Raw genomic sequence first — 23,748 nt, forward strand, 5'->3', positions numbered from 1 at the left:
TCAGCCCGCCTCCACCTTCGCCGGGGCGGGCAGGCCCGCCGGTCCGCCCGGTCCGCCCGGTCCGCCAGGTCCGTCCGGATTCGTGCGCCTGCCCCCGGCCGTCCCGGCCGTCCGGGGCGCCCCGGATATCCGGGTCCAGGGCGTCAGCACCCGCTGGAGACCGAGCAGCAGCAGGTCCGCCGCCACCGCGAGCAGCACGCACAGGACCGAGGCGGCGAGCACCTGGGCCTTGAAGAAGCTGGGCAGCGCGTCCTCGATGAGATTGCCGAGGCCACCCTTGCCGACGAGCGAGCCGACCGTGGTCAGCGCGACCGTCGACACGGTGGCTATCCGCAGCCCCGCCATCACCGCGGGCAGCGCCAGCGGGAGCTCCACCTCCCACAGCAGCCGCCCCGGCCCGTATCCCATGCCGCGCGCGGCGTCCCGGGCCTCCTCGGGCACCGCTTCGAGCCCGGCCAGGATGTTGCGTACGAGGATGGTCAGCGAATAGAGCACCAGGCCCGTGACGACGAGCGCGGCCGACAGCCCGAACAGGGGCAGCAGCAGCGAGAACATCGCCAGCGAGGGCACGGTGTAGAGCACGGTCGTCAGCCCGAGCACCGGCCCGGCGAAGCGCCGGCCCCGGCGGGCGAGCAGCGCCAGCGGAAAGGCGACCGCGAGCCCGATCAGCACCGAGACCACCGTGATGCCGATGTGCTGCACGGTCGCGTCGGTCAACTCCTGGCTGCGGGAGCGCAGATACTCCCCGCAGATCCAGTCGTTCGTCACCAGGCAGTTCTGCTCGGCCATCCGCCCCCCACCTCCTGCTTTCGCTCGTCGCCCGGAATCGCGCCCGGATCACGCCCGGATCACGCCGGGTTCTCCCCCGGATCGCCCCGGGTCGCCCCGGATCGAACTGATGACTGGCGAGCCTATCCTCGACCACTGACAATCGCGGAGGCTGTCGCATTCCGGCAACATGCCCTTCACAGAACGCCCTCCACAATGGGGAACCATGATCCGTTTCGAGCACGTCACCAAGCGTTACGCAGACGGCACCACCGCCGTCGACGACCTTTCGTTCGAGGTCGCCGAGGGTGAACTGGTCACGCTCGTCGGACCTTCCGGTTGCGGCAAGACGACCACCATGAAGATGGTGAACCGGCTGATCGAACCGACCGAGGGCGGGATATTCCTCGACGGGGACGACATATCCACCATCGATCCCGTCCAACTGCGCCGTCGAATCGGCTACGTGATCCAGCAGGTGGGACTCTTCCCGCACAAGACGGTGCTGGAGAACACCGCGACCGTTCCCCATCTGCTGGGCTGGAAGCGCGGAAAGGGAAGCGAACGCGCCGCCGAACTCCTCGACCTCGTCGGACTCGACCCTTCCGTCTATGGCGACCGCTATCCGGAACAGCTTTCGGGCGGGCAGCGCCAACGCGTGGGCGTGGCCCGCGCATTGGCCGCCGATCCGCCCGTTCTCCTGATGGACGAGCCTTTCGGGGCGGTCGATCCGGTCGTCCGCGAACGCCTCCAGAACGAATTCCTGAAACTCCAGGCCCAGGTGCGCAAGACCGTGCTGTTCGTCACGCACGACATCGAGGAGGCCGTCCGCCTGGGCGACCGGATCGCCGTCTACGGCCAGGGCCGCATCGAGCAGTTCGACTCCCCCGCCACCGTGCTCGGAGCCCCCGCGACCCCGTACGTGGCCGACTTCGTCGGCGCGGACCGCGGGCTCAAGCGGCTCTCGGTGACGCCCATCGAGGAGAGCGACCTCGACCAGCCGCCGGTCGTCCACCTCGACGACCCGCTGGCCACGGCCACCGAACGGCTCAGGTCCCAGGGCGCGCGCTGGGCCGTCGTCCTGGACGGCCGGAACAACCTCCACGGCTGGATCCCCGCCGACGCCACGACCGGCACGGCGACCGGTGGCGCACCGGCCACCGCCAAGGGCACGGTCCGCGAACACGCCCGCCGGATGGAGGCCTGGCTCCCGCTCGGGGCACCCCTCAAGCAGGCCTTCGCCACCATGCTCCAGCACGACGCGGGCTGGATCGCCGTCATCGACAAGGAGGGCGAGGGGCGCTTCCTCGGCGTGCTGACCCCCGCCCGGCTCCACGAGGCCCTACGCCGCTCCATCGACGCGGACGCCCAGGACGTACCGCGCGCCGAGGTCGCCGTGGAGACGGTCGCGACGATCCCCGCCCCCTAAGGGCTGTCCCGCCGCATCAGTTCTCGCTGAGCCGGGCGCTCAGCCACTCCAGCGCCGGTGGGATCTCCCGCCGCCAGGTCGTGAAGTTGTGCCCGCCGCTGTCGAGCACGATGGAGGACACCTTCGCGGGCGCCCTCACCTTCTCGATGAACTCCATCGTGCTCCGGAGGTTGTCCTCGCCCTCCCGGGACGTCGTCACCAGGAACGAACCGCCGGACGGCGGCCGGTTCTCCAGGGTCCACATCAGGTCGGCGCGGTCGCGCAGCTCCTCGTTCCCGTGGAACAGGTCGCCCGTCGTCGGGTCCTCGGCCGCCTTGTAGTACGCGGAGAGCCCGGCGCTCGCCGCGTACCGCTCCGGGTGGTGCAGCCCGATCTTCAGCGCACAGTAGCCGCCGGTCGAGTTGCCGATGATGCCCCAGTTGCGGGCCTTCTCCCCGACCCGGTAGGTCCCCGAGATCGCCTCCGGGAGGTCCTTCGCGAAGAACGTCTCGGTCCGCGGTCCCCCGGGGACGTCCACGCACTCGGTGTCCCGGGGCGGCGCGACCGTCGGCCGCAGCATCACCAGGATCATCGGCCGGGCCTTCCCCACCTTCACCCGGTCATGCGCCGTCTGCGGATAGCGCAGCCCCTTCAGCAGGTTCTCCGCCGTGCCCGGGTAGCCGGTGAGGACCACGGCCGCCGGGAACGTCCGCCCGGCGTACGCCGCCCGGAAGTACTCCGGCGGCAGATAGACGTACGCCGGGGACTCGATGCCCGAGGTCCGCCCGGAGACGACCACCTGGTCGATCCGCCCGCCGACCGAGGGCACCCGGCCGCCCGGCACGTCCGGGTGCTGGGTGCCGGTCCGCGTCGTCTGCCGCGAACCGGCCCCGTTCCCCGCGTGGTCGGTGACCACACCGAGTTCCTGCTGCCGGCCGAAGAGGTCGGCCCAGGAACCGTAGAAGAGGAAGGCGTTGTTGGCGGCCAGCCCCACCGCCACGAACAACGTCAACTGGGTCGCCAGCAACAGCCCGACCCGGCCCGACACCGCGGCGGCCCCGGGCCGGGCCAGCCGCGGCCAGAGCCCGACCGTGGCGGCGAACAGCGCGACGGCGACCGCCGCCACGACCGCCAGAACTGCGGAGCTGGTGAGACCCATGAGCGTGCTTTCTCCGTGATTCCTTACGCGGGCCGGATACGGGAAATTTCCGGAATGTGGGTGAACCCGCGCTCCACAACCCACGTCCTAGAGGGCGCACATCGTCCGTGGGGCTCCAGCCGGCGGACTCAACGAATCTCTCGCGAAGCCACGGGAAGCGATGTCTGTCACGCTAGATGGGGATAAGTCGGTTTCGGTTCCGCAGCGCGTACGCCGGTTGCTCCGCGGGCCGCGCCCCGAATCCGTACCGGCGCTCGTCGGTACCGCCTGCACCGTCGTCGGGCTGATCGACGTCGCCGCCGGGGTCTTCCCCCGCTTCCGGCACAGCCGGATGCACACCCTCGCCGAGGTGCTCCCCGGGGCGCTCGGCCCGTTCGCCGCCGCGCTCTCGCTCAGCGCGGGCATGCTGCTGCTCCTGCTCGCACACGGGCTGAAGCGGCACAAGCGACGGGCCTGGCGATCTGCGGTGATCCTGCTGCCCGCGGGGGCCGTGGCCCAGTTCGCGTACCGCCACTCGATCGTCGGGGTGCTCGTGTCGCTGGCGCTCTGCTGGCTGCTGGTGCGCCACCGGGACCAGTTCCGGGCGCTGCCCGACCCCCGCAGCCGCTGGCGCGCGCTCGCCAACTTCGTGCTGCTCGGGGCCGGTTCGCTGGGGCTCGGACTGATCATCGTCAGCGTCCACCCCGGCCGGGTCGTCGGCGACCCGTCCATCGCCGACCGCCTCCAGCACGTGCTGTACGGCCTGTTCGGCGTCCAAGGGCCCGTCGACTACGCCGGGCGCACCAGCTGGACCGTGGCCTACTCGCTGGGCGCCCTCGGCCTGCTCACCGCCGTCACCACCATCTATCTCGCCTTCCGCCCCGAACACCCGGCCGCCCGCCTCACCGAGGACGACGAGAGCCGGCTGCGGGCCCTGCTGGAACGGCACGGCGGCCGGGACTCGCTCGGCCACTTCGCACTCCGCCGCGACAAGGGCGTCGTCTTCTCCCCCAGCGGCAAGGCCGCCGTCTGCTACCGGGTCGTCTCCGGGGTGATGCTGGCCGGCGGCGACCCCATCGGCGACGTGGAGGCCTGGCCGGGCGCGATCGAACGCTTCATGGACGAGGCACAGGCGCACTCCTGGACCCCCGCCGTGATGGGCTGCAGCGAGACCGGCGGCCAGGTCTGGACCCGCGAGACCGGCCTCACCGCCCTGGAACTGGGCGACGAGGCGGTGGTGGACGTGGCGGATTTCTCCCTCGCCGGACGGGCCATGCGGAACGTGCGCCAGATGGTCAAGCGCATCGAACGGAACGGCTACGAGACCCGGGTCCGGCGGGCACGTGACATCGGCGACACCGAACTGGCCCGGATCCGCCGCGCCGCCGCCGACTGGCGCGGCACCGACACCGAGCGCGGCTTCTCCATGGCGCTGGGCCGGATCGGCGACCCGGCCGACGGCGACTGCGTGATCGCCACCGCCCACCTGCCCGGCTCCGGTACGGAGGACTCCCCGCACGGTGACTTGAAGGCGGTCCTCCACTTCGTCCCCTGGGGGCCGGACGGCATGTCCCTGGAGCTGATGCGGCGCGACCGCTCGGCCGACCCCGGCATGAACGAGCTGCTGATCGTCGCCTCGCTCCAGGCCGCCGAGAAGCTCGGCGTCGCCCGGGTCTCGCTGAACTTCGCGATGTTCCGCTCCGCTCTGGCCCGCGGCGAGCGGCTTGGCGCGGGACCGGTGCTGCGCTGCTGGCGGGGGCTGCTGATCTTCCTGTCGCGCTGGTTCCAGATCGAGTCGCTGTACAAGTTCAACGCCAAGTTCAAGCCCCGCTGGGAGCCCCGCTTCGTGGTCTTCCGCACCAGTCGCGACCTGCCCCGCATCGGGATCGCGGCGATGCGGGCGGAGGGCTTCGTGAACCTCTCGCTGCCCCGCCCGTTCCGCCCCCGCCGCCCGCGCCCCTGCGGCCACACGCTCCCCGGCGCCCAGGAGCACGAGGTACGCGCGGCGTGACGGGCGACGGGACGGGCCTAGGCTGGTGGTATGAGTACGACACGCACGCGGGGCACGGTCCGAGGGCTGCCGGAGTGGGACCGCTGCGCGGTCATGGGCGTCGTCAACGTGACGCCCGACTCCTTCTCCGACGGCGGCCGCTGGTTCGACACCACGGCCGCGGTCAAGCACGGTCTGCACCTGGTGTCCGAGGGCGCGGACCTGGTGGACGTGGGCGGTGAGTCGACCCGCCCCGGCGCCAGCCGGGTGGACGAGGCCGAGGAGCTGCGCCGGGTCGTCCCGGTCGTGCGGGGGCTGGCCTCCGAGGGCGTCACCGTCTCCGTGGACACCATGCGCGCCCGCGTCGCCGAGCAGGCCGTCGCCGCCGGGGCCGCCCTGGTCAACGACGTCAGCGGCGGCCTCGCCGACCCGGACATGATCCCGGCCGTCGCCGCCGCCGAGGTCCCGTTCGTCGTGATGCACTGGCGCGGCTTCAGCGAGTCGATGAACAGTCGCGCGGTGTACGAGGACGTGGTCGCCGAGGTCCTCGACGAGCTGCGGCAGCGGATGGACGCGGTGGTCGCGGGCGGCGTCGACCCCGAGCGCATCGTGATCGACCCCGGCCTCGGCTTCGCGAAGGACGCCGCCCACGACCTGTCGCTCGTCGCGCACCTGGCCGGCCTGCACACGCTGGGCCGCCCGCTGCTGGTGGCCGCCTCCCGCAAACGTTTCCTCGGACACGTCCTGGCCGGGCCCGGCTCGGCCCCGCCGCCCGCCCGCGAACGCGACGCGGCGACCGCGGCCGTCTCCGCGCTGTCCGCGTCGGCCGGAGCCTGGGCGGTCCGGGTCCACGAGGTACGGGCCACCGCCGACGCCGTCCGCGTCGCCCGCGCGGTCGAGGGAGCCGCGTGAACGAGGAACACGCACGGGCCGCCGCCGACATCGCGGAGGTCGAGGCCGCCAACACCGCCTTCTACGAGGCGCTGGAACGCGGCGACTACGACGAGCTCTCCGGCCGGTGGCTGCCGGGCGAGGACCTCACCGTCTCCTGCGTCCACCCCGGCTGGCCGGTGCTCACGGGCCGCGGCGACGTACTGCGCAGCTACGCCCTGATCATGGCGAACACCGAGTACATCCAGTTCTTCCTCACCGACGTCAACATCGCGATGACCGACGACACCGCCCTGGTCACCTGCACCGAGAACATCCTCAGCGGCGGCCCCGCCGAGGAGGGCAACGCGCTGGGTCCGCTCGTGGGCCAGCTGGTCGTCGCCACGAACGTGTTCCGGCGCACCGACGACGGCTGGAAACTCTGGTCCCACCACGGATCGCCCGTCCTGACCGATTCCGATGAGGACGACGACGAGGAGACACTCTCGTGAGTGGGTACGGGACCCGTAGGGGTTGGAACCGATGACCACCGGGTATAGGCGGCTACCAGCCCGGTGAGGCGCTGTCCACGGCCCCCACGGGCGAGCACTGTCGGTGCTCGCAGGTAGATTCGAAAGAAGGCATCTCGCCGCCCGCACGCGGCCGGGTGCCTCTCGACCAACGACAGCAGGAGTGATTCGCGTGGATCGTGTCGCGCTGCGCGGCCTCAAGGCCCGTGGGCACCACGGTGTCTTCCCCCGGGAACGGGAAGAGGGCCAGACCTTCATCGTCGACCTGGTGCTCGGCCTGGACACCCGCCCCGCGGCAGCCACCGACGACCTGGCCCGCACCGTGCACTACGGCGTGGTGGCCGAGGAGGTCGTCGACGTGGTGACCGGCGAACCGGTCGATCTGATCGAGACGCTCGCCGAACGCATCGCCCAGCAGTGCCTGAAGCACGAAGGCGTCCAGGAGGTCGAGGTCGTGGTGCACAAGCCGGACGCACCGATCACCGTCCCCTTCGACGACGTGACCATCACCATCACCCGGAGCCGAGCATGACTGCATTTTCCACCGAAGGGCAGAGCGACCCGACCGTACAGCCGGTTCCGACCGCCGTCGTCCGGCAGGTGGACGCCGCCGACGTCACGCTCTCCAACCCCAAGATGGCCGTGATCTCCCTCGGCTCCAACCTGGGCAACCGGCTGGAGACCCTCCAGGGGGCCGTCGACGCCCTGGAGGACACCCCGGGCCTCCGGGTCAAGGCCGTCTCCCCGGTGTACGAGACGGAGCCCTGGGGCGTCGAGGCGGACTCCCAGCCCTCGTACTTCAACGCCGTCATCCTCGTGAAGACGACGCTGCCCCCCGCCTCCCTGCTGGAGCGCGGCCAGGCCGTCGAGGAGGCCTTCGACCGGGTCCGCGAGGAGCGCTGGGGTCCGCGCACCATCGACGTCGACATCGTGGCGTACGCCGACGTCCTCTCCGACGACCCGGTGCTCACGCTCCCCCACCCGCGCGCCCATGAGCGGGCCTTCGTCCTCGCCCCCTGGCACGACATCGACCCCGAGGCGCAGCTGCCCGGCGCCGGCCCGGTGGCCCAGCTCCTCGCCGAGGTCGGCCGCGACGGCGTCCTGCCCCGCGCCGACCTGGAACTGCGCCTGCCGGAGTAATCGTTAGGGTCTGTCGTTTGGATCAGGCCGGACCCCGCGAGCCCGGCATGATCCAAACGACAGGCCCTAAGCTCGACGGACGGTGGTCCGGCGCACGGCCGGACCGGGCACAGACGGCGCGAAGGGCGGCTCACTCGGTGAAGCAACTACGGCTCGGGGTACTGGCGGGCCTCTTCGCCGCCGCCGGTGTCCTCTCCTGGGGCGGGGCCCGCCTCTGGGACTCCCTCGGCACCCTGCCGAGCGTCCCGCTGGCCGCGTCGATCGTGCTCGCCGTGATCGCGGCGATCCTCCTCGCGACCGCCCTCTCCACCCGCACCCGCCTCCGCGCCCAGCGGGAGCGCCGCCCCGGCGCCAAGGGGGTCGAGCCCCTGTTCGCGGCCCGCGCGGTCGTCTTCGGCCAGGCGAGCGCCCTTGTCGCCGCCCTCGTCGCCGGAATGTACGGCGGCACCGGCGTCTTCCTCCTGGGCTACCTCGACATCCCACCCCGCCGCGACCAGGCCATCTACGCGGGCGCGGCGGTGGTGGCCGGCATCGCGGTCATCGCGGCCGCGCTCTTCCTGGAACGTGTCTGCCGCCTCCCGGAGGACGGCAACGACCACGACGGCACGGGCGCGGCGGCCGCGTAGGGCGGTCGCCACGCCCGTATCGCGTGTTCCGGGGGCGTCAGCGCGCCATGATGAGGCTAATCGCCTCGGCGCGGGTCGCGGGGTCCCGGAGCTGGCCGCGGACCGCGGAGGTGAGGGTCTTCGCCCCGGGCTTGCGGATACCGCGCATGGACATGCACATGTGCTCGCACTCGACGACGACGACGACTCCGCGGGGCTCCAGGATCGACATGAGGGATTCGGCGATCTGCGTCGTCAGCCGCTCCTGGACCTGCGGGCGGCGGGCGTAGACGTCGACCAGCCGGGCGAGCTTCGACAGGCCGGTGATCTTGCCGGTGGAGGCGGGGATGTAGCCGACGTGCGCGACGCCCCTGAACGGCACCAGGTGGTGTTCACATGTCGAGAACACCTCGATGTCCTTGACCAGCACCATCTCGTCGTGGCCCAGGTCGAACGTGGTCGTCAGGACGTCCTCGGGCTCCTGGTAGAGGCCCGCGAATATCTCCTTGTACGCCCGCGCCACCCGCCCCGGTGTCTCCCGCAGGCCCTCGCGGTCCGGGTCCTCTCCGACGGCGATCAGCAGTTCGCGTACGGCCGCCTCGGCCCGCTTCTCGTCGAATTCGCCGATCGAACCCTGGCCGTCCAGCGTCACCGGGTCGGTCATCTGTGCCTCGTTCCTCTGTGCTGTCCCGTGCGCGGGTTCGCGCTCAGACCTCGCAGGCATACGGAAAAGCCGCGCCCCCTCAGGCTAAAACCTGGGGGGCGCGGCATCCATTCCGGGACCGGGTCGGCCCCCGTGACGGGGGTCTCACCGGATTCGGTCCGGGACTAGCTCTCGGGACGCTCCTCGGGGATCGCCTCGGTGGACGGGGCGATGTCCTTCGTCAGGTCCGTCGGGGCGATCTCCGGCGGAGTGGCCGAACCGTTGGCGACCGATGCGCCGTTGGTGAGCGCCAGCTCCTTGGGAGAGAGCACCGGGGGCCGCGTCGACGGGGTGCGTCGGGCGGATCCGGTCCATGCCGGCCGGGCGGGGCGCCGGACGAGCGGGGCGAAGATCTCCGCGATCTCGTCCTTGCCCAGCGTCTCCTTCTCCAGCAGTTCGAGCACCAGGGCGTCGAGGATGTCGCGGTTCTCGACGAGAATCTCCCACGCGTCGTTGTGGGCGGTCTCGATGAGCTTCTTGACCTCCTCGTCGACCAGTGCCGCGACCTCTTCCGAGTAGTCGCGCTGGTGGCCCATCTCGCGGCCCAGGAAGGGCTCCGAGTTGTCGCCGCCGAACTTGATCGCGCCGAGGCGCTCCGTCATGCCGTACTGCGTGACCATCGCGCGGGCCGTCGCCGTGGCCTTCTCGATGTCGTTCGCGGCGCCGGTCGTCGGGTCGTGGAAGACCAGCTCCTCGGCCGCACGTCCGCCCAGCATGTAAGCCAGCTGGTCGAGCATCTCGTTGCGGGTCGTGGAGTACTTGTCCTCCTCCGGGAGCACCATCGTGTAACCGAGGGCGCGACCGCGGGAGAGGATCGTGATCTTGTGGACCGGGTCCGACTGGGGAGAGGCCGCCGCGACCAGGGCGTGTCCGCCCTCGTGGTACGCGGTGATCTTCTTCTCCTTCTCGGACATGATCCGGGTCCGCTTCTGCGGGCCCGCCACGACGCGGTCGATGGCCTCGTCGAGGCTCTCGTTGTCGACGAGCTTCTTGTTGCTGCGCGCCGTCAGGAGCGCGGCCTCGTTGAGCACGTTCGCCAGGTCGGCGCCGGTGAAGCCGGGCGTGCGTCGGGCGACGGCGCCGAGGTCGACGCCCTCCGCCACGGGCTTGCCCTTCTGGTGCACCTTGAGGATCTCCAGGCGGCCCTGCATGTCCGGGCGGTCGACCGCGATCTGCCGGTCGAAGCGTCCCGGGCGCAGCAGCGCCGGGTCGAGGATGTCCGGTCGGTTCGTGGCGGCGATCAGGATGACGCCGCCCTTCACGTCGAACCCGTCCATCTCGACGAGCAGCTGGTTGAGCGTCTGCTCGCGCTCGTCGTGACCGCCGCCCATGCCGGCGCCGCGGTGGCGGCCGACGGCGTCGATCTCGTCGACGAAGACGATCGCCGGGGCGTTCGCCTTGGCCTGCTCGAAGAGGTCGCGCACTCGGGAGGCGCCGACACCGACGAACATCTCGACGAAGTCGGACCCGGAGATCGAGTAGAACGGCACGCCCGCTTCGCCGGCGACGGCGCGTGCGAGCAGCGTCTTGCCCGTACCGGGCGGCCCGTAGAGCAGGACGCCCTTGGGGATCTTGGCTCCGACGGCCTGGAACTTGGCCGGCTCCTGGAGGAACTCCTTGATCTCGTGGAGTTCCTCGACCGCCTCGTCGGATCCCGCCACATCGGAGAAGGTCGTCTTGGGGGTGTCCTTGGTGATCAGCTTGGCCTTGGACTTGCCGAACTGCATGACCTTGGATCCGCCGCCCTGCATCTGATTCATCAGAAACAGGAAGACGACCACGATGAGGACGAAGGGCAGCAGCGAGAGGAGAATCGAGACGAACGGGGACTGCTTCGACGGCGAGACGGTGTAACCCTTCTCGATGTCACCCGACTCGAACTTCTGCTGCAGCGTGTCGGCGAGCTCGACGCCCTGGTTGCCGATGTAGCTCGCCTGGAACTTGCTGCCGGACTCGCCTTCGAGCTTCTGGCCCTTCTTCAGCTCGATCTTGAGGATTTGTTCGTCACCGGTGGTCAGCTTGGCCTGCTCCACCTGGTTCTTGCTGATCGCCTGGATCACCTTGCCGGTGTCCACCGTCTTGTGGCCGCCGGACGAGCCGACGACCTGCATCAACACGACCACGGCGAGGACGGCCAGCACGATCCACATGACGGGCCCACGGAAGTATCGCTTCACGTCCATCCATACGGAGCGAAGATGCCCCGTCCCTCCTGCCCGTAGGTAAATGCTGCTGTTTGAAAAGACTGTTCTTCGGACGGTACCCCAGCATCGTCACCCGCGACTGCCGGGTACGACGGAGAAACCTGCTTTCGCAGCTTCAACGGCCCGAGGGCGGCGAGGGTTCCCCAGCGGGTCGGCCGGGGTCAGCCGCCGTAGACGTGCGGGGCGAGTGTGCCGACGAAGGGCAGGTTGCGGTACTTCTCCGCGTAGTCCAGCCCGTAGCCGACGACGAACTCGTTGGGGATGTCGAAACCGATCCACTTCACATCGATCGCGACCTTTGCGGCATCCGGCTTGCGCAGCAGGGTGCAGACCTCCAGCGAGGCCGGTTCCCGGGAGCCCAGGTTGGACAGCAGCCAGGACAGCGTCAGACCGGAGTCGATGATGTCCTCGACGATCAGGACGTGCTTGCCCTTGATGTCGGTGTCGAGGTCCTTGAGGATCCGGACGACGCCGGAGGACTGGGTGCCCGCCCCGTACGAGGAGACGGCCATCCAGTCCATCGTGACGGGGGTGGACAGCGCGCGCGCCAGGTCCGCCATGACCATCACCGCGCCCTTGAGGACGCCGACGATCAGCAGGTCCTTGCCCGCGTACTCCGCGTCGATCTTCGCGGCCAGTTCGACGAGCTTCGCGTCGATCTCTTCCTTGGTGAGGAGCACCGACTGAAGGTCGGTACCCATGTCCTTCTCGTTCACCCACGTCTCTTTCTCTGCCTGCCGGCCCGGGAAAGCGCCCCGGGCCGGGCCGGCTGTTCGCCTGCACTTCAGCCGCTCGCGCGTCAGCTCTGCCGAATGAACAGTCTGCCACCCTGCCGCTGCGCCTCGACGCGGCCGGGCAGGTTGATGGCCCGCTGGCCGCGCCAGCCGGTGATCAGGCGGTCGACTTCTTCGAGGTGCCGGGCGAAGAGGGAGCCGGCGGGCGCCCCGGCCTCGATCAGTGCGCGGCGCAGCACCCGGCGGCGTACCGCGGGCGGCAGGACGTAGAGCTTGGCGCACTCCAGGCGGCCGGTCTCGTCGCGTACGGACAGCTCGGCCTCGGCGGCCCAGGTGTCCAGGGCGTCGGCGTCGTCGCGGGAGAGCTGGGCGGTGCGGGCGAGGGCTTCGACGACGCCTTTGCCGAGCGCCTTCTCCAGGGCGGGCAGGCCTTCGTGGCGGAGCCGGGAGCGGGTGTAGGCGGGGTCGATGTTGTGCGGGTCGTCCCAGACGGGCAGGGACTGGACCAGGCAGGCCTTGCGGACGGCCTGCCGGTCGAGCTGGAGGAAGGGGCGGCGGTAGCGGTCGGCCGGCCCTGAAGCGGCGGCCATGCCGGAGAGCGAGCGGATGCCGGAGCCGCGGGCGAGGCCGAGGAGGACGGTCTCGGCCTGGTCGTCGCGGGTGTGGCCGAGCAGGACGGCGGCGGCGCCGTGGCGTTCGGCGGCGGCGTCCAGCGCGGCGTAGCGGGCGTCGCGGGCGGCGGCCTCGGGGCCGCCCTCGCGCCCGACGTGCACGGCGACGGCCTCGACGGGGTCGAGGTCCATGGCGGTGAGCCGGGTGACGACCTCGGCGGCGCGGAGGCCGGATCCCGGCTGGAGGTTGTGGTCGACGGTGATGCCGCCGGCCCGGACGGCGAGTTTGCGGGCCTCGAACGCGAGGGCGGAGGCGAGCGCCATGGAGTCGGCGCCGCCGGAGCAGGCGACGAGCACGAGCGGGGTGTCGGGCCGGTCGGGGAGTGCGGGCCGTTCGGGGAGAGCGGTCCTGCCCGCGGCGCCGGCCTCGGCGTAGCGGGAGCGGGCGGCGTGCGCGGGGCGCCTCGCCGCGTCGGCCGGCCGGTCGTGGTCGGCGTGCCGGTGGAATTCGGTGAGTACGTCGTGGAGTACGCGGCGGACCGCCAGGCGTATCGCCGCGACCGCAGGATGGGGACCCATGTCCGGTGCCCTTCGTGGAGTTCGGGAGGAGCGTCGAGCGCCGGAACGCGTGAGTCCCGTCACTCAGAGTGCGTCGATGGTGACAGAGGCAAGCTGTTCATCGAGCATTGCACGCCTTCCCATGCCCCTACGGTCCCTCGGATGGGTGATTGGCGGACCAATATCGGTCAGGGCCTGATCCGAACGAGAGGCCCTGGAACCGCCCGACGGTCAGGATTCGGCCTTACGGTGCACCCGCGCGACCCAGTCGGCGGGCTGAGCGATCTCGGCTTTGGTCGGGAGGGTGTTCGGTGAGGTCCAGACGCGGTTGAAGCCGTCCATGCCGACCTCTTCGACGACCGATCGTACGAACTTCTCGCCGTCCTTGTACTGCCGGAGCTTGGCGTCCAGGCCCAGGAGCTTGCGCAGGGCCTGGTCGAGGCGGCCGGCGCCCTGGGCGCGGCGCTGCTGGAACTTCTCGCGGATCTCGGAGACGGAGCCGACGACGTCGGGGCCCACGCCGTCCATCACGAAGTCCGCGTGCCCTTCGAGGAGGGACATGACGGCGGTGAGGCGGCCGAGCACTTCGCGCTGGGCGGGGGTCTGGACGATGTCGACGAGGCTCCGGCTGTCGCTCTCGCCCTGTTCGCCCTCGGGGCGTCCGGCGCCGGAGAGGGACTGGGCGGCCTCGCGGAGGCGTTCCAGGAAGGTCATCGGGTCGACGTCGGTCTCGTCGAGGAACGTCTGGATCTCGCCCCGGAGGTGGTCGCGGAGCCAGGGCACGCCGGTGAACTGGGTGCGGTGGGTCTCCTCGTGGAGGGCGACCCAGAGCCGGAAGTCGTGCGGGTCGACGTCCAGCTCGCGTTCGACGTGGACGATGTTGGGGGCGACGAGGAGCAGCCGGCCGCCGCCGTTGGCGGAGGCGGGGAGGTCGCGGGTGGCCGGTGCGAACGTCTCGTACTGGCCGAGGACCCGGGAGGCGAGGAACGAGAGCAGCATGCCCAGCTCGACGCCGGTGACCTTGCCGCCGACGGCGCCGAGGACTGCGCCGCCGGGTCCGCCGGACCTGCGGCTCTCCATCTTGGCGAGCAGGGGGCGCAGCAGTTCGCGGAAGCCGGCGACGTTGGCCTTGATCCAGCCGGCCCGGTCGACGACGAGGACGGGGGTGTCCTCGGGTTCGGTCCCCTCGGGGATCATCCGGGTGAAGAGCCGGACGTGTTCCTCCGAGGCCTTGGCATGCCGCCGCAGCTCCGCGACGACGGCGCGGGCCTCCTCGCGGCTGATGTCGGGGCCGGGCCGGACCAGTCGGGTCGCGGTCGCCACCGCGAGATTCCAGTCGACCATCTGGGCACCACCGATGCTCGTCATGCGTCAACCGTACGTGAGCCCGTCGCCCGGTGGTGGGGTCTTGCACCGCTCTTCGGGGGGGTTACCCGGCCGCCGGGCGGGCGAGTGCGGTGGCCAGGGCGTCGAGGGCGGGTTCGGCCTCGGTCGCGGAGAGGCTGCCGGAGGCGAGGAAGGCGAAGGCGAGCAGGCGGCCCCGGGGGTCGACGACGGTTCCGGCGAGGGAGTTGACGCGGTTGAGGGTGCCGGTCTTGGCACGGATCAGACCGGTGCCTTCGGAGCCGTCCCGGTAGCGGTCGCCGAGGGTGCCGCTGAATCCGGCGATCGGGAGGCCGGTGAGGACCGGGCGCAGTCCGGGGCGGTCGGGGTCGGCGGCGCGGGCGAGGAGGGCGGTGAGGAGGGCGGGGGTGACCCGGTCGTCGCGGTCGAGGCCGCTGCCGTCGGCGAGGTGGGCCCCGGTCACCGGGACTCCCAGCTTCTTCAGTTCGTTGGTGACGGCGCGGCGGGCTCCGGCGAAGTCGGCGCTCTCGCCCTTGGCGATGGCGGTCTGCCGGGCGAGTGCCTCGGCGATGTCGTTGTCGCTGTTGGTGAGGGTGCGCTCGACGAGGGCGGCGAGCGGGGCCGAGTGGTGGGTGGCGACGGTGCGGGCCTTGTTCGCCGGGCGGGCCTCGCGGGGTGTGCCGGTGACCTTGACGCCGGCCTTCTTCAGCTGTGCGGCGAAGGCGCGGGCGGCGTCACCGGCGGGGTCGTCGGTGCGCTCGGCGGGGCCGCGGTCCGTGTCGTCGAGGCGGCCCTCGTTGACCATCAGGGCGGTGACGGGGGCGATGTTCTCGTTGGGGCTGATCGGGTGGAGCACGGGGCCGGTGTAGCGGGAGATGTCGTACGTGAGGCGTACCGGGCCTGCTGGGTCCTCGCCGTCGTCGCCGTCCTCGCGCAGGGCCTTCGCGGTGTCGGCGGCCATCGAGCGCAGGGCCGCCCTGCTCAGCGTGGGGTCGCCGCCACCGACGAGGGTGAGGGTGCGGGCGTCGGGGGAGAGTGCGGCGGTGGTGGCGATGCGGTGGTCGGGGCCCAGGGCGGAGAGCGCGGCGGTGGTGGTGGCGATCTTGATGGTGGAGGCCGGGGTCATCGCGGTGGTGGCGCCGGTTCCGTACAGCTGCTTGCCGGTGGCGGTGTCGATGACGGACGCGGCGACCTTGTCGCCGAGTTCGGGCGCGCCGATGAGCGGGGCGAGGGTGTCGCGGAGCGCGGCGGCGTCCCTCGGGGCGTCGTGGGTGGTGGTGCCGAGGGCCGGAAGGACGGCCGGGGCGCTGGGGGCCGGGCGGGGGCCGTCGGGCGTCGGGCGGCCGTGATGTGCGCCACCTGTTCGGTCCGCGGTGACTGCCAGTGCCCGCTCGGCCTTACGCTGACCGTTGTCCCAGGGGCCGGCGGCGAGGACGGCGCCGGCGGCGACGACCAGGCCGAGCGTTGCGGAGCCTGCGATGACCTGCCAGGTGTACGACCCGTTGTGTCTGTTCTTCAGGACCTTCAGCCTGCCCCACGGGTCCGACGGGCGCATCGACGGTCTTTCCACCGGCTCGGCCACCGTTGACCAGCCCCTTTCGCGAGCACTCTTCTGCGTGGGGGACACTTAATCACCAGTCGTATGTGTTGATCATGGAGGAGCCACCCGTGGAGTTCGACGTCACCATCGAGATCCCGAAGGGTTCGCGGAACAAGTACGAGGTGGACCACGAGACCGGTCGGATCCGCCTGGACCGTCGACTCTTCACCTCGACCAGCTACCCGGCCGACTACGGCTTCGTCGAGAACACCCTCGGCGAGGACGGCGACCCGCTGGACGCGCTGGTCATTCTGGACGAGCCGACCTTCCCCGGTTGCCTCATCAAGTGCCGTGCCATCGGCATGTTCCGGATGACCGACGAGGCGGGCGGCGACGACAAGCTGCTCTGCGTCCCGGCGTCCGACCCGCGGGTGGAGCACCTGCGCGACATCCACCACGTGTCGGAGTTCGACCGCCTGGAGATCCAGCACTTCTTCGAGGTCTACAAGGACCTGGAGCCGGGCAAGTCCGTCGAGGGCGCCGACTGGGTCGGCCGTACCGAGGCGGAGGCCGAGATCGAGGCCTCGTACAAGCGTCTTGAGGCGCAGGGCGGCGCGCACTGACGTCCCTCTTCCGGTTCCGTTTGTGAGCCGGACGGCCGTCTCGGAACGGGCGGTACACCTTCGCGGGTGTGCCGCCCGTTTCGCTGTCCGCACTTCCGCGCGTGCGGGGCCCATGCCCGTGGCCATACTGGGCACACGTGCGACGGGGCACCCCCAGTGACGTGCAGTCGAGGAGGAACGAGGTCGAGTGGTGGCGGAATCGGGCGGTCCTGAGGACCAGAAGCCCCAGTCCGACGAGGCGCGGAGCGCTTTCGCACCGCCCGCGGGGACGAGTCATCCGGCGTCGCCGCCCGAGGAGGACCATCCGACGTCGGAGTTCGCGCTGCCGACCGGTGTGCACCAGGATCAGGCCGGTTCGGGCGGTTCGGGCGGCGGCTCCGGGGGCGGTTCGAACTCCGACACGCTGAGTTCCGCTTTCACCCCGCCGAGCGCGTACAACGCCCAGCAGGCGCCGCCCGCGTTCACCCCGGCGCAGGGCATTCCGATGGTCAGGCTGACCAAGGAGGCGCCCTGGCAGGACCGGATGCGCACGATGCTGCGGATGCCGGTGACCGAGCGTCCGGCCACGGAGGCGATCCAGCGGACCGACGACGAGACGGGTCCCGCCGTGCCGCGCGTGCTCGACCTGACGCTGCGTATCGGGGAGCTGTTGCTGGCGGGCGGCGAGGGCGCCGAGGACGTCGAGGCGGCGATGTTCGCGGTGACCCGGTCCTACGGTCTCGACCGCAGCGAGCCGACGGTCACGTTCACGCTGCTGTCCATCTCGCACCAGCCGTCGCTGGTCGACGACCCGGTGACGGCGAGCCGTACGGTACGCCGCCGGGGCACCGACTACACCCGTCTGGCGGCCGTGTTCCGGCTGGTCGACGACATCACCAGCACGGACACCGAGATCTCGCTGGAGGAGGCCTACCGGCGGCTCGCGGAGATCCGCCGTAATCGCCACCCGTATCCGGGCTGGGTGCTGACGGCGGCCGCCGGGCTGCTGGCCGGTTCGGCCTCCGTGCTGGTCGGCGGCGGGTTCCTGGTGTTCGTCGTGGCGGCGGCGGGCGCGATGCTCGGCGACCGTCTCGCGTGGCTGTGCGCCGGGCGCGGGCTGCCGGAGTTCTACCAGTTCACGGTGGCCGCGATGCCGCCCGCCGCGATGGGGGTGGCGCTGACGCTGACCCATTCGACGGACATCCGCCCGTCCGCGGTGATCACCGGTGGGCTGTTCGCGCTGCTGCCGGGGCGGGCGCTGGTGGCGGGGGTGCAGGACGGGCTGACCGGTTACTACATCACCGCCTCGGCCCGCCTCCTGGAGGTCATGTACTTCTTCATCGGGATCGTCGCGGGCGTGCTGATCGTCCTGTACCTGGGGTTGCAGCTGGGGGCCCAGCTCAATCCCGAGGCCCGGTTCGTGCCGTACAACGAACCGGCGATCCAGATCCTGGCGTCGATGGCGCTGAGCCTGGCCTTCGCGGTGCTGCTCCAGCAGGAGCGGTCGACCGTGCTGGCGGTCACCCTCAACGGCGGGGTGGCCTGGATCATCTTCGGGGCGATGGCCCGGACCGGGGGCATCTCGCCGGTCGCGGCGACGGCGGTGGCGGCCGGTCTGGTGGGGCTGTTCGGCCAGTTGTTCTCGCGCTACCGGTTCCATTCCTCGCTGCCGTACATCACGGCGGCGATCGGGCCGCTGCTGCCCGGTTCGGCGACGTACTTCGGTCTGCTGGGTGTGGCGCAGAACGAGCTGGACACGGGGCTGGCGTCGCTGTCGACGGCGGTCGCGACGGCGCTGGCCATCGCGATCGGGGTGAACCTGGGGAGCGAGATCTCGCGGCTGTTCATGGGGGTGCCGGGCGCGGTCGGCGGGGCGAGCCGCCGGGCGGCGAAGCGGACCCGGGGGTTCTGAGCGCGCGGACGCCTCGGGGCCTCGCGCCCCCCGAGCGGCCGCGCGTTGCCCGTACCTCGCGCCCGTACCTAGCGCGCGTGTCCGTGTGTCCGTGCCTGCCCGCGCCCGTGCCCGTACGACGAAGGCGCCCCTCCCCGGATCTGCGGGAGGGGCGCCTTCGGTGCGTACGTACGCGGCGCGAGGTCAGCGCTTGGCGTGCCGGCCGCGCTGGCCGGTGGAGGGGCCGTTGCCGCCCGCCGGGGGGCGGCCGGTGCCGTCGCCCTCCAGCGCCTCGGCCGCGGCGGCCTTCTTGCCCTGGCTGCGGGCCCGGAGCACCTCGACCACGATCGGCACCACGGAGATGAGCACGATCAGGATGAGGATCATCTCGATGTGCTCGTGCACGAAGTCGATCTTGCCGAGCATCGCGCCGAGCACGGTGACGCCGACGCCCCAGAGGATCGCGCCGACGATGTTGTACGTGATGAAGGAGCGGTAGTTCATCCGGCTGACGCCCGCGATGATCGGCGTGAAGGTGCGCACGATGGGCACGAAGCGCGCCAGGACCAGGGACTTCGGGCCGTGCTTCTCGAAGAACTCGTGGGCCTTCTCCACGTTCTCCTGCTTGAAGAGGCGGGAGTCGGGGCGCTTGAAGAGGGCCGGACCGACCTTGCGGCCGAAGAGATAGCCCACCTGGTCGCCAACGATCGCGGCGACGGCGACCAGCGTGCAGACCAGCCAGAGCGGGTACTTCAGCTGGCCCGTGGTCACCAGCAGCCCCGTGGTGAACAGCAGCGAGTCGCCGGGCAGGAAGAACCCGATCAGGAGGCCGGACTCGGCGAAGACGATGAGGAGGAGGCCGGGGAGCCCGAACGTGTTGAGCAGATAGTCCGGGTCCAGCCAGCTCGGTCCGAGCGCAAGCGTATTCAAGGGTCCGGGCTCCAGGATGGTGTGCGATGGCGGCTCTGTGGCTGCCCCAAGCTATCAACGCCCGGCCGGTGCCCTTGGTTCCAGTGGCGCACAGCGGGAATGCGCACCTCAGGAAGCGGCCCGAAGCTGATCACAGGAGGTGCCACAAATATGGGCATTGAGGAATTCGGCGGTGGCCAGGCGGCCCAGGCGGACGTGCTGGTCGTCACCACGAACGACGTACCCGGCTACCAGGTGACGCAGGTCATCGGCGAGGTCTTCGGGCTGACCGTGAGGTCGCGCCACCTCGGCAGCCAGATCGGCGCCGGGCTGAAGTCGATGATCGGCGGCGAGCTGAGAGGGCTGACCAAGACCCTGGTCGAGACCCGCAACCAGGCGATGGAACGGCTCGTGGAGCAGGCCAGGGCCCGGGGGGCGAACGCGGTCCTGATGATGCGCTTCGACGTCACGGAGGCGGCGGACGTCGGCACGGAGGTCTGCGCGTACGGGACGGCGGCGGTGATCAGCAAGGTGTGACGCGTTCGGGGTGCGGGCGCGGCCCGAGCGTGACGCGGGGCCGCTGGGGCCACCCTTGAGGCGTTTTGTCCGCTTCGCCACCCTAGGGTGAGCCGGTGGCCCCCGAATCCCCCGAATCCCCCGCATCCCCGCCGGCTCCCCCGCCCCCGCCGGCTCCCCCGCACCCTCCCGCCGCCCCGGCCCGGCGGCTGCTGCCGCTCGTGCTGCCCGCGATCGCCGTCGGCGTCGCCTGCGCGCTGATCCTGCTCGGGGTGAGCCTGCTGGCGGAGAGGCTCCAGGACGTGCTCTGGGAGACCCTGCCCGACGCGCTCGGGGTGGGGCGGTTCTCCTCGCTGTGGATGATCGTGATGCTCACCGCGACCGGCCTCGCGGTGGGGCTCGTCCTGCGGGCCATGCCCGGTCACGGCGGGCCCGATCCGGCCACCACCGGCCTGGTGGACGCGCCGATGAGGCCCGGCATCGTGCCCGGGCTGCTCCTGGTGACCACCCTGGCGCTGGCGGGCGGGGTGAGCCTCGGGCCGGAGAACCCGATCACCGCGGCCAACATCGCGCTGGCCTTCTGGCTCGGCCGGCGGTTCGCGCCCGGGGCGCCGGGCGAACTCTGGGTGGCGCTCGCCGCGGCCGGGACCATCGGGGCCCTCTTCGGGACCCCGGTCGCCGCCGCGCTGATCCTCTCCGAGACGCTGGCCTCGCAGCCGGGCCCCGGGGCGTTCTGGGACCGGCTGTTCGCCCCGCTCGCGGCCGGTACGGCGGGCGCGCTGACCATGTCGCTGATCGCGCACCCCAGCTTCGACCTGTCCCTCCCGGCGTACGCGGGACCGCACTGGGGCGATCTGCTCTCCGCCCTGCTGATCGCCTCGGCGGGCGCGCTCCTCGGCCTGCTCGCGGTGTACGCCTTCCCGGTGGCCCACCGGGTCTTCACGGCGCTGCGGTACCCGGTGCTCGCCCTGACGCTGGGCGGGCTGGCGCTGGGGCTGCTCGGCGCACTGGGCGGCCACCTCACCCTCTTCAAGGGGCTCGACGAGGTGAAGGTGCTCGCCGGGGACCCGGACGGCTGGTCGGCCGGGGAGTTCGCGGGGATGGCGGTGGTGAAGATGGCCGCCCTCGTGACCGCGGCGACCTGCGGTTTCCGGGGCGGCCGGATCTTCCCGGCGGTCTTCGCGGGGGTGTCGCTGGGGCTCTGCGCCCACGCGCTGGTCGACGCGGTCCCGCCGTCGCTCGCGGTGTCCTGTGCGGTGCTGGGCGTGCTGCTGGCCGTCACCCGGCAGGGCTGGGTGAGCCTGTTCACCGCGGCGGTGCTGGTGAGCGACGCGTCCGTGCTGCCGCTGCTGTGCGCCGCCACCCTGCCCGCCTGGCTGCTGATCACCGGGCGGCCCCAGATGCAGTTGGACGGGGACGGGAAGCCGCTGCGCTGAGGGGGCCGCTCCCACGGTCACGGAGAAGGCCCCGTCCGGCGCGCCGGACGCACGGAACCTCCGTATCGTCTGGTTCGTGCTCTTTGCACCGCCTTGTAACGATCCTGCTTCGCCGGAGGCCCCCGCATGCCCACGCCCGTCAACGTCGCCGTCATCTACTACTCCTCCACCGGCACCGTCGCCGCGATCGCGAAGGCCATCGCCGGGGACGCGGAGCGGGCCGGGGCACACGTGCGGCTGCGCCGGGCGGCGGAGCTCGCCCCGCAGGCGGCCATCGACTCCAACCCGGCGTGGGCCGCGAACGTGACCGCGACCGCGGACATCCCCGAGGTGTCGCCGGACGACATGGCGTGGGCGGACGCGGTGGTCTTCGGTTCGCCGACCCGGTACGGCAACGTCACCGCCCAGCTGAAGCAGTTCATCGACACGCTCGGCGGGATGTGGCAGGCGGGGCAGCTCGCCGACAAGGTCTACAGCGGCTTCACCTCCAGCTCCACCGCCCACGGCGGCCAGGAGTCCACACTGCTCGCGCTCTACAACACGATCCACCACTTCGGCGGCATCCTCGTCGCCCCCGGGTACACCGACCCCACCAAGTTCGTGGACGGCAACCCGTACGGCACCTCCCACGTCTCCGGGCAGGGCGACATCCCGGTCGGCGAGCAGACCCTGACCGCCGCCCGGGTGCAGGCCGAGCGGGTCGTGAAGTTCACCCGGGCGATCAAGGCGGGCCTGGCCGCCGAGAGCTGACCCCGCACCGAGAGCCGACCCCGCACCCCGACCGCTTCGGCCGAGAGAAGGGCCTCCCCATGCCGCTCCACCGCGGTGCCCACCCGGAACAGGACGAACCCTCCGAGGAGCGGCGCAGGCTCGCCCTGAACCCGTTCTTCGGCGAGGCCGACCCGACGGCCGCGATGACCACCGCGCCGCCCCGGCACCGGCTGCCCGACGGGCCGTTGCCGCCGCTGACTGCGTACCGGCTGGTCCACGACGAGCTGATGCTCGACGGGAACTCCCGGCTCAACCTGGCCACGTTCGTCACCACGTGGATGGAGCCGCAGGCCGGCGTCCTGATGGGTGAGTGCCGGGACAAGAACATGATCGACAAGGACGAGTACCCGCGCACCGCCGAGTTGGAGCGGCGCTGTGTGGCGATGCTCGCCGACCTGTGGAACGCGCCCGATCCGAGGGCGACCGTGGGGTGTTCGACCACCGGGTCGAGCGAGGCGTGCATGCTCGCCGGGCTCGCCCTGAAGCGGCGCTGGGCGAAGCGGAACGCGGACCGCTATCCGGCGACGGCCCGGCCCAATCTGGTGATGGGCGTCAACGTGCAGGTCTGCTGGGAGAAGTTCTGCGCCTTCTGGGAGGTGGAGGCCCGGCTCGTCCCGATGGAGGGCGAGCGGTTCCATCTCGACCCGGCGGCCGCCGCCGAGCTGTGCGACGAGAACACCATCGGGGTCGTCGGCATCCTCGGCTCCACCTTCGACGGGTCCTACGAGCCGATCGCCGAGCTGTGCGCGGCCCTGGACGCCCTCCAGGAGCGGACCGGCCTCGACATCCCGGTCCATGTGGACGGGGCGTCCGGCGCGATGGTGGCGCCCTTCCTCGACCCGGACCTGGTGTGGGACTTCCGGCTGCCGAGGGTGGCGTCGATCAACACCTCGGGCCACAAGTACGGCCTCGTCTACCCGGGGGTCGGCTGGGCGCTGTGGCGGACGGCGGACGCGCTGCCCGAGGAGCTGGTCTTCCGGGTCAACTACCTGGGCGGCGACATGCCGACGTTCGCGCTGAACTTCTCCCGGCCCGGGGCGCAGGTGGTCGCGCAGTACTACACGTTCCTGCGCCTCGGGCGCGAGGGCTACCGCGCGGTCCAGCAGGCCTCCCGGGACGTGGCCCGCGGCCTGGCCCGCGCGGTGGAGGAGCTGGGCGACTTCCGGCTCCTCACCCGGGGCGACGAGCTGCCGGTGTTCGCCTTCACGACGAACGCGGACGTCCACGCGTACGACGTGTTCGACGTGTCCCGCCGGCTGCGGGAGCACGGCTGGCTGGTGCCCGCCTACACCTTCCCCGCCAACCGGCAGGACCTCTCCGTGCTGCGCGTGGTGTGCCGCAACGGGTTCTCCTCGGACCTGGCCGAGCTGCTGATCGAGGACCTCAGGCTGCTGCTTCCCGACCTCCGGTCCCAGAAGCACCCGCTGAGCCATGACCGGGCGGCCTCGACGGCCTTCCACCATTGAGCACGGCTACGGGC

22 protein-coding genes are annotated in these 23,748 nt (G+C 71.4%); 13 read left to right on the forward strand and 9 right to left on the reverse strand.

Annotated features, from left to right (window positions below):
- Entirely contained in the window at positions 1–789 is a 789-nt protein-coding gene (locus tag ACIQRW_RS21110; RefSeq protein WP_403762433.1) for an ABC transporter permease, read from the reverse strand.
- A 205-nt stretch (positions 790–994) separates the two neighbouring features.
- Between ACIQRW_RS21110 and ACIQRW_RS21115 the strand changes: the two genes are divergently transcribed.
- Positions 995–2,197 carry an ABC transporter ATP-binding protein gene (locus ACIQRW_RS21115; protein WP_403762436.1) on the forward strand — a complete coding sequence of 401 codons (1,203 nt, stop codon included), beginning with the start codon at positions 995–997 and terminating at the stop codon, positions 2,195–2,197.
- A 16-nt stretch (positions 2,198–2,213) separates the two neighbouring features.
- Here the strand turns inward: ACIQRW_RS21115 and ACIQRW_RS21120 are convergent, their stop codons facing one another.
- Positions 2,214–3,335, reverse strand: a complete 1,122-nt coding sequence (locus tag ACIQRW_RS21120) for an alpha/beta hydrolase (protein WP_403762439.1) — start codon at positions 3,333–3,335, stop codon at positions 2,214–2,216.
- Positions 3,336–3,495: 160 nt separating this feature from the next.
- Here ACIQRW_RS21120 and ACIQRW_RS21125 point away from each other — a divergent pair, with 160 nt between their 5' ends.
- From ACIQRW_RS21125 to ACIQRW_RS21150, 6 genes are all read left to right on the forward strand, one after another.
- Positions 3,496–5,325 carry a phosphatidylglycerol lysyltransferase domain-containing protein gene (locus ACIQRW_RS21125; RefSeq protein WP_403762441.1) on the forward strand — a complete coding sequence of 610 codons (1,830 nt, stop codon included), beginning with the start codon at positions 3,496–3,498 and terminating at the stop codon, positions 5,323–5,325.
- 93 nt (positions 5,326–5,418) lie between these two features.
- Positions 5,419–6,216, forward strand: a complete 798-nt coding sequence (folP, locus tag ACIQRW_RS21130) for a dihydropteroate synthase (protein ID WP_403762966.1) — start codon at positions 5,419–5,421, stop codon at positions 6,214–6,216.
- A complete protein-coding gene (locus tag ACIQRW_RS21135; protein WP_403762444.1) occupies positions 6,213–6,686 on the forward strand; it encodes a nuclear transport factor 2 family protein in 474 nt (157 codons plus the stop codon). The genes folP and ACIQRW_RS21135 overlap by 4 nt, the downstream gene beginning before the upstream one ends.
- A 190-nt stretch (positions 6,687–6,876) precedes the next feature.
- Positions 6,877–7,236, forward strand: coding sequence for a dihydroneopterin aldolase (gene folB, locus ACIQRW_RS21140; RefSeq protein ID WP_003968268.1), 360 nt, complete (start codon positions 6,877–6,879; stop codon positions 7,234–7,236).
- On the forward strand, positions 7,233–7,844 hold the full coding sequence (folK, locus tag ACIQRW_RS21145) for a 2-amino-4-hydroxy-6-hydroxymethyldihydropteridine diphosphokinase (RefSeq protein WP_087766013.1): 612 nt from the start codon (positions 7,233–7,235) through the stop codon (positions 7,842–7,844). Before folB ends, folK begins: the two co-directional genes overlap by 4 nt.
- A 137-nt stretch (positions 7,845–7,981) precedes the next feature.
- Entirely contained in the window at positions 7,982–8,470 is a 489-nt protein-coding gene (locus tag ACIQRW_RS21150; protein ID WP_403762447.1) for a DUF3180 domain-containing protein, read from the forward strand.
- A 37-nt stretch (positions 8,471–8,507) separates the two neighbouring features.
- Here the strand turns inward: ACIQRW_RS21150 and folE are convergent, their stop codons facing one another.
- The 6 genes from folE to dacB form a co-directional block, all read right to left on the reverse strand.
- Positions 8,508–9,113, reverse strand: a complete 606-nt coding sequence (gene folE / locus ACIQRW_RS21155) for a GTP cyclohydrolase I FolE (protein WP_403762450.1) — start codon at positions 9,111–9,113, stop codon at positions 8,508–8,510.
- A 164-nt stretch (positions 9,114–9,277) separates the two neighbouring features.
- Positions 9,278–11,335, reverse strand: a complete 2,058-nt coding sequence (gene ftsH, locus ACIQRW_RS21160) for an ATP-dependent zinc metalloprotease FtsH (protein ID WP_403762453.1) — start codon at positions 11,333–11,335, stop codon at positions 9,278–9,280.
- Positions 11,336–11,517: 182 nt separating this feature from the next.
- The gene (gene hpt, locus ACIQRW_RS21165) at positions 11,518–12,057 is read right to left on the reverse strand and encodes a hypoxanthine phosphoribosyltransferase (protein ID WP_003968263.1); all 540 of its coding nucleotides are present in this window, start codon (positions 12,055–12,057) and stop codon (positions 11,518–11,520) included.
- Between the two features lie 98 nt (positions 12,058–12,155).
- Positions 12,156–13,280: a tRNA lysidine(34) synthetase TilS gene (gene tilS / locus ACIQRW_RS21170; protein ID WP_403762456.1), complete on the reverse strand. Its 1,125-nt coding sequence runs from the start codon at positions 13,278–13,280 to the stop codon at positions 12,156–12,158.
- 210 nt (positions 13,281–13,490) lie between these two features.
- Positions 13,491–14,627, reverse strand: a complete 1,137-nt coding sequence (locus ACIQRW_RS21175; protein ID WP_403762459.1) for a zinc-dependent metalloprotease — start codon at positions 14,625–14,627, stop codon at positions 13,491–13,493.
- A 61-nt stretch (positions 14,628–14,688) separates the two neighbouring features.
- Positions 14,689–16,158, reverse strand: a complete 1,470-nt coding sequence (gene dacB, locus ACIQRW_RS21180) for a D-alanyl-D-alanine carboxypeptidase/D-alanyl-D-alanine-endopeptidase (protein WP_403762462.1) — start codon at positions 16,156–16,158, stop codon at positions 14,689–14,691.
- 113 nt (positions 16,159–16,271) lie between these two features.
- Between dacB and ACIQRW_RS21185 the strand changes: the two genes are divergently transcribed.
- Both ACIQRW_RS21185 and ACIQRW_RS21190 read left to right on the forward strand, forming a co-directional pair.
- Positions 16,272–16,766 (forward strand): inorganic diphosphatase, encoded by a 495-nt coding sequence (locus tag ACIQRW_RS21185; protein WP_018959738.1) that lies wholly within the window; start codon positions 16,272–16,274, stop codon positions 16,764–16,766.
- A 187-nt stretch (positions 16,767–16,953) separates the two neighbouring features.
- On the forward strand, positions 16,954–18,657 hold the full coding sequence (locus ACIQRW_RS21190; protein WP_403762465.1) for a threonine/serine exporter ThrE family protein: 1,704 nt from the start codon (positions 16,954–16,956) through the stop codon (positions 18,655–18,657).
- Between the two features lie 183 nt (positions 18,658–18,840).
- Here the strand turns inward: ACIQRW_RS21190 and ACIQRW_RS21195 are convergent, their stop codons facing one another.
- On the reverse strand, positions 18,841–19,566 hold the full coding sequence (locus tag ACIQRW_RS21195; protein WP_403762468.1) for a DedA family protein: 726 nt from the start codon (positions 19,564–19,566) through the stop codon (positions 18,841–18,843).
- A gap of 150 nt (positions 19,567–19,716) precedes the next feature.
- On the opposite strand from ACIQRW_RS21195, the gene ACIQRW_RS21200 reads away from it, so the two are divergent.
- The 4 genes from ACIQRW_RS21200 to ACIQRW_RS21215 all read left to right on the forward strand — a co-directional run bounded on the left by ACIQRW_RS21200 (position 19,717) and on the right by ACIQRW_RS21215 (position 23,734).
- A complete protein-coding gene (locus ACIQRW_RS21200; protein ID WP_403762471.1) occupies positions 19,717–20,082 on the forward strand; it encodes a YbjQ family protein in 366 nt (121 codons plus the stop codon).
- A 95-nt stretch (positions 20,083–20,177) separates the two neighbouring features.
- Positions 20,178–21,497: an ion channel protein gene (locus ACIQRW_RS21205; protein WP_403762474.1), complete on the forward strand. Its 1,320-nt coding sequence runs from the start codon at positions 20,178–20,180 to the stop codon at positions 21,495–21,497.
- Positions 21,498–21,623: 126 nt separating this feature from the next.
- Positions 21,624–22,247, forward strand: coding sequence for an NAD(P)H:quinone oxidoreductase (gene wrbA, locus ACIQRW_RS21210; protein ID WP_403762477.1), 624 nt, complete (start codon positions 21,624–21,626; stop codon positions 22,245–22,247).
- Positions 22,248–22,306: 59 nt separating this feature from the next.
- The gene (locus tag ACIQRW_RS21215) at positions 22,307–23,734 is read left to right on the forward strand and encodes a glutamate decarboxylase (protein ID WP_403762480.1); all 1,428 of its coding nucleotides are present in this window, start codon (positions 22,307–22,309) and stop codon (positions 23,732–23,734) included.
- Positions 23,735–23,748: the final 14 nt, after the last annotated feature.

This window comes from Streptomyces sp. NPDC091287 (assembly GCF_044768525.1).
Classification (GTDB): Bacteria; Actinomycetota; Actinomycetes; order Streptomycetales; family Streptomycetaceae; genus Streptomyces.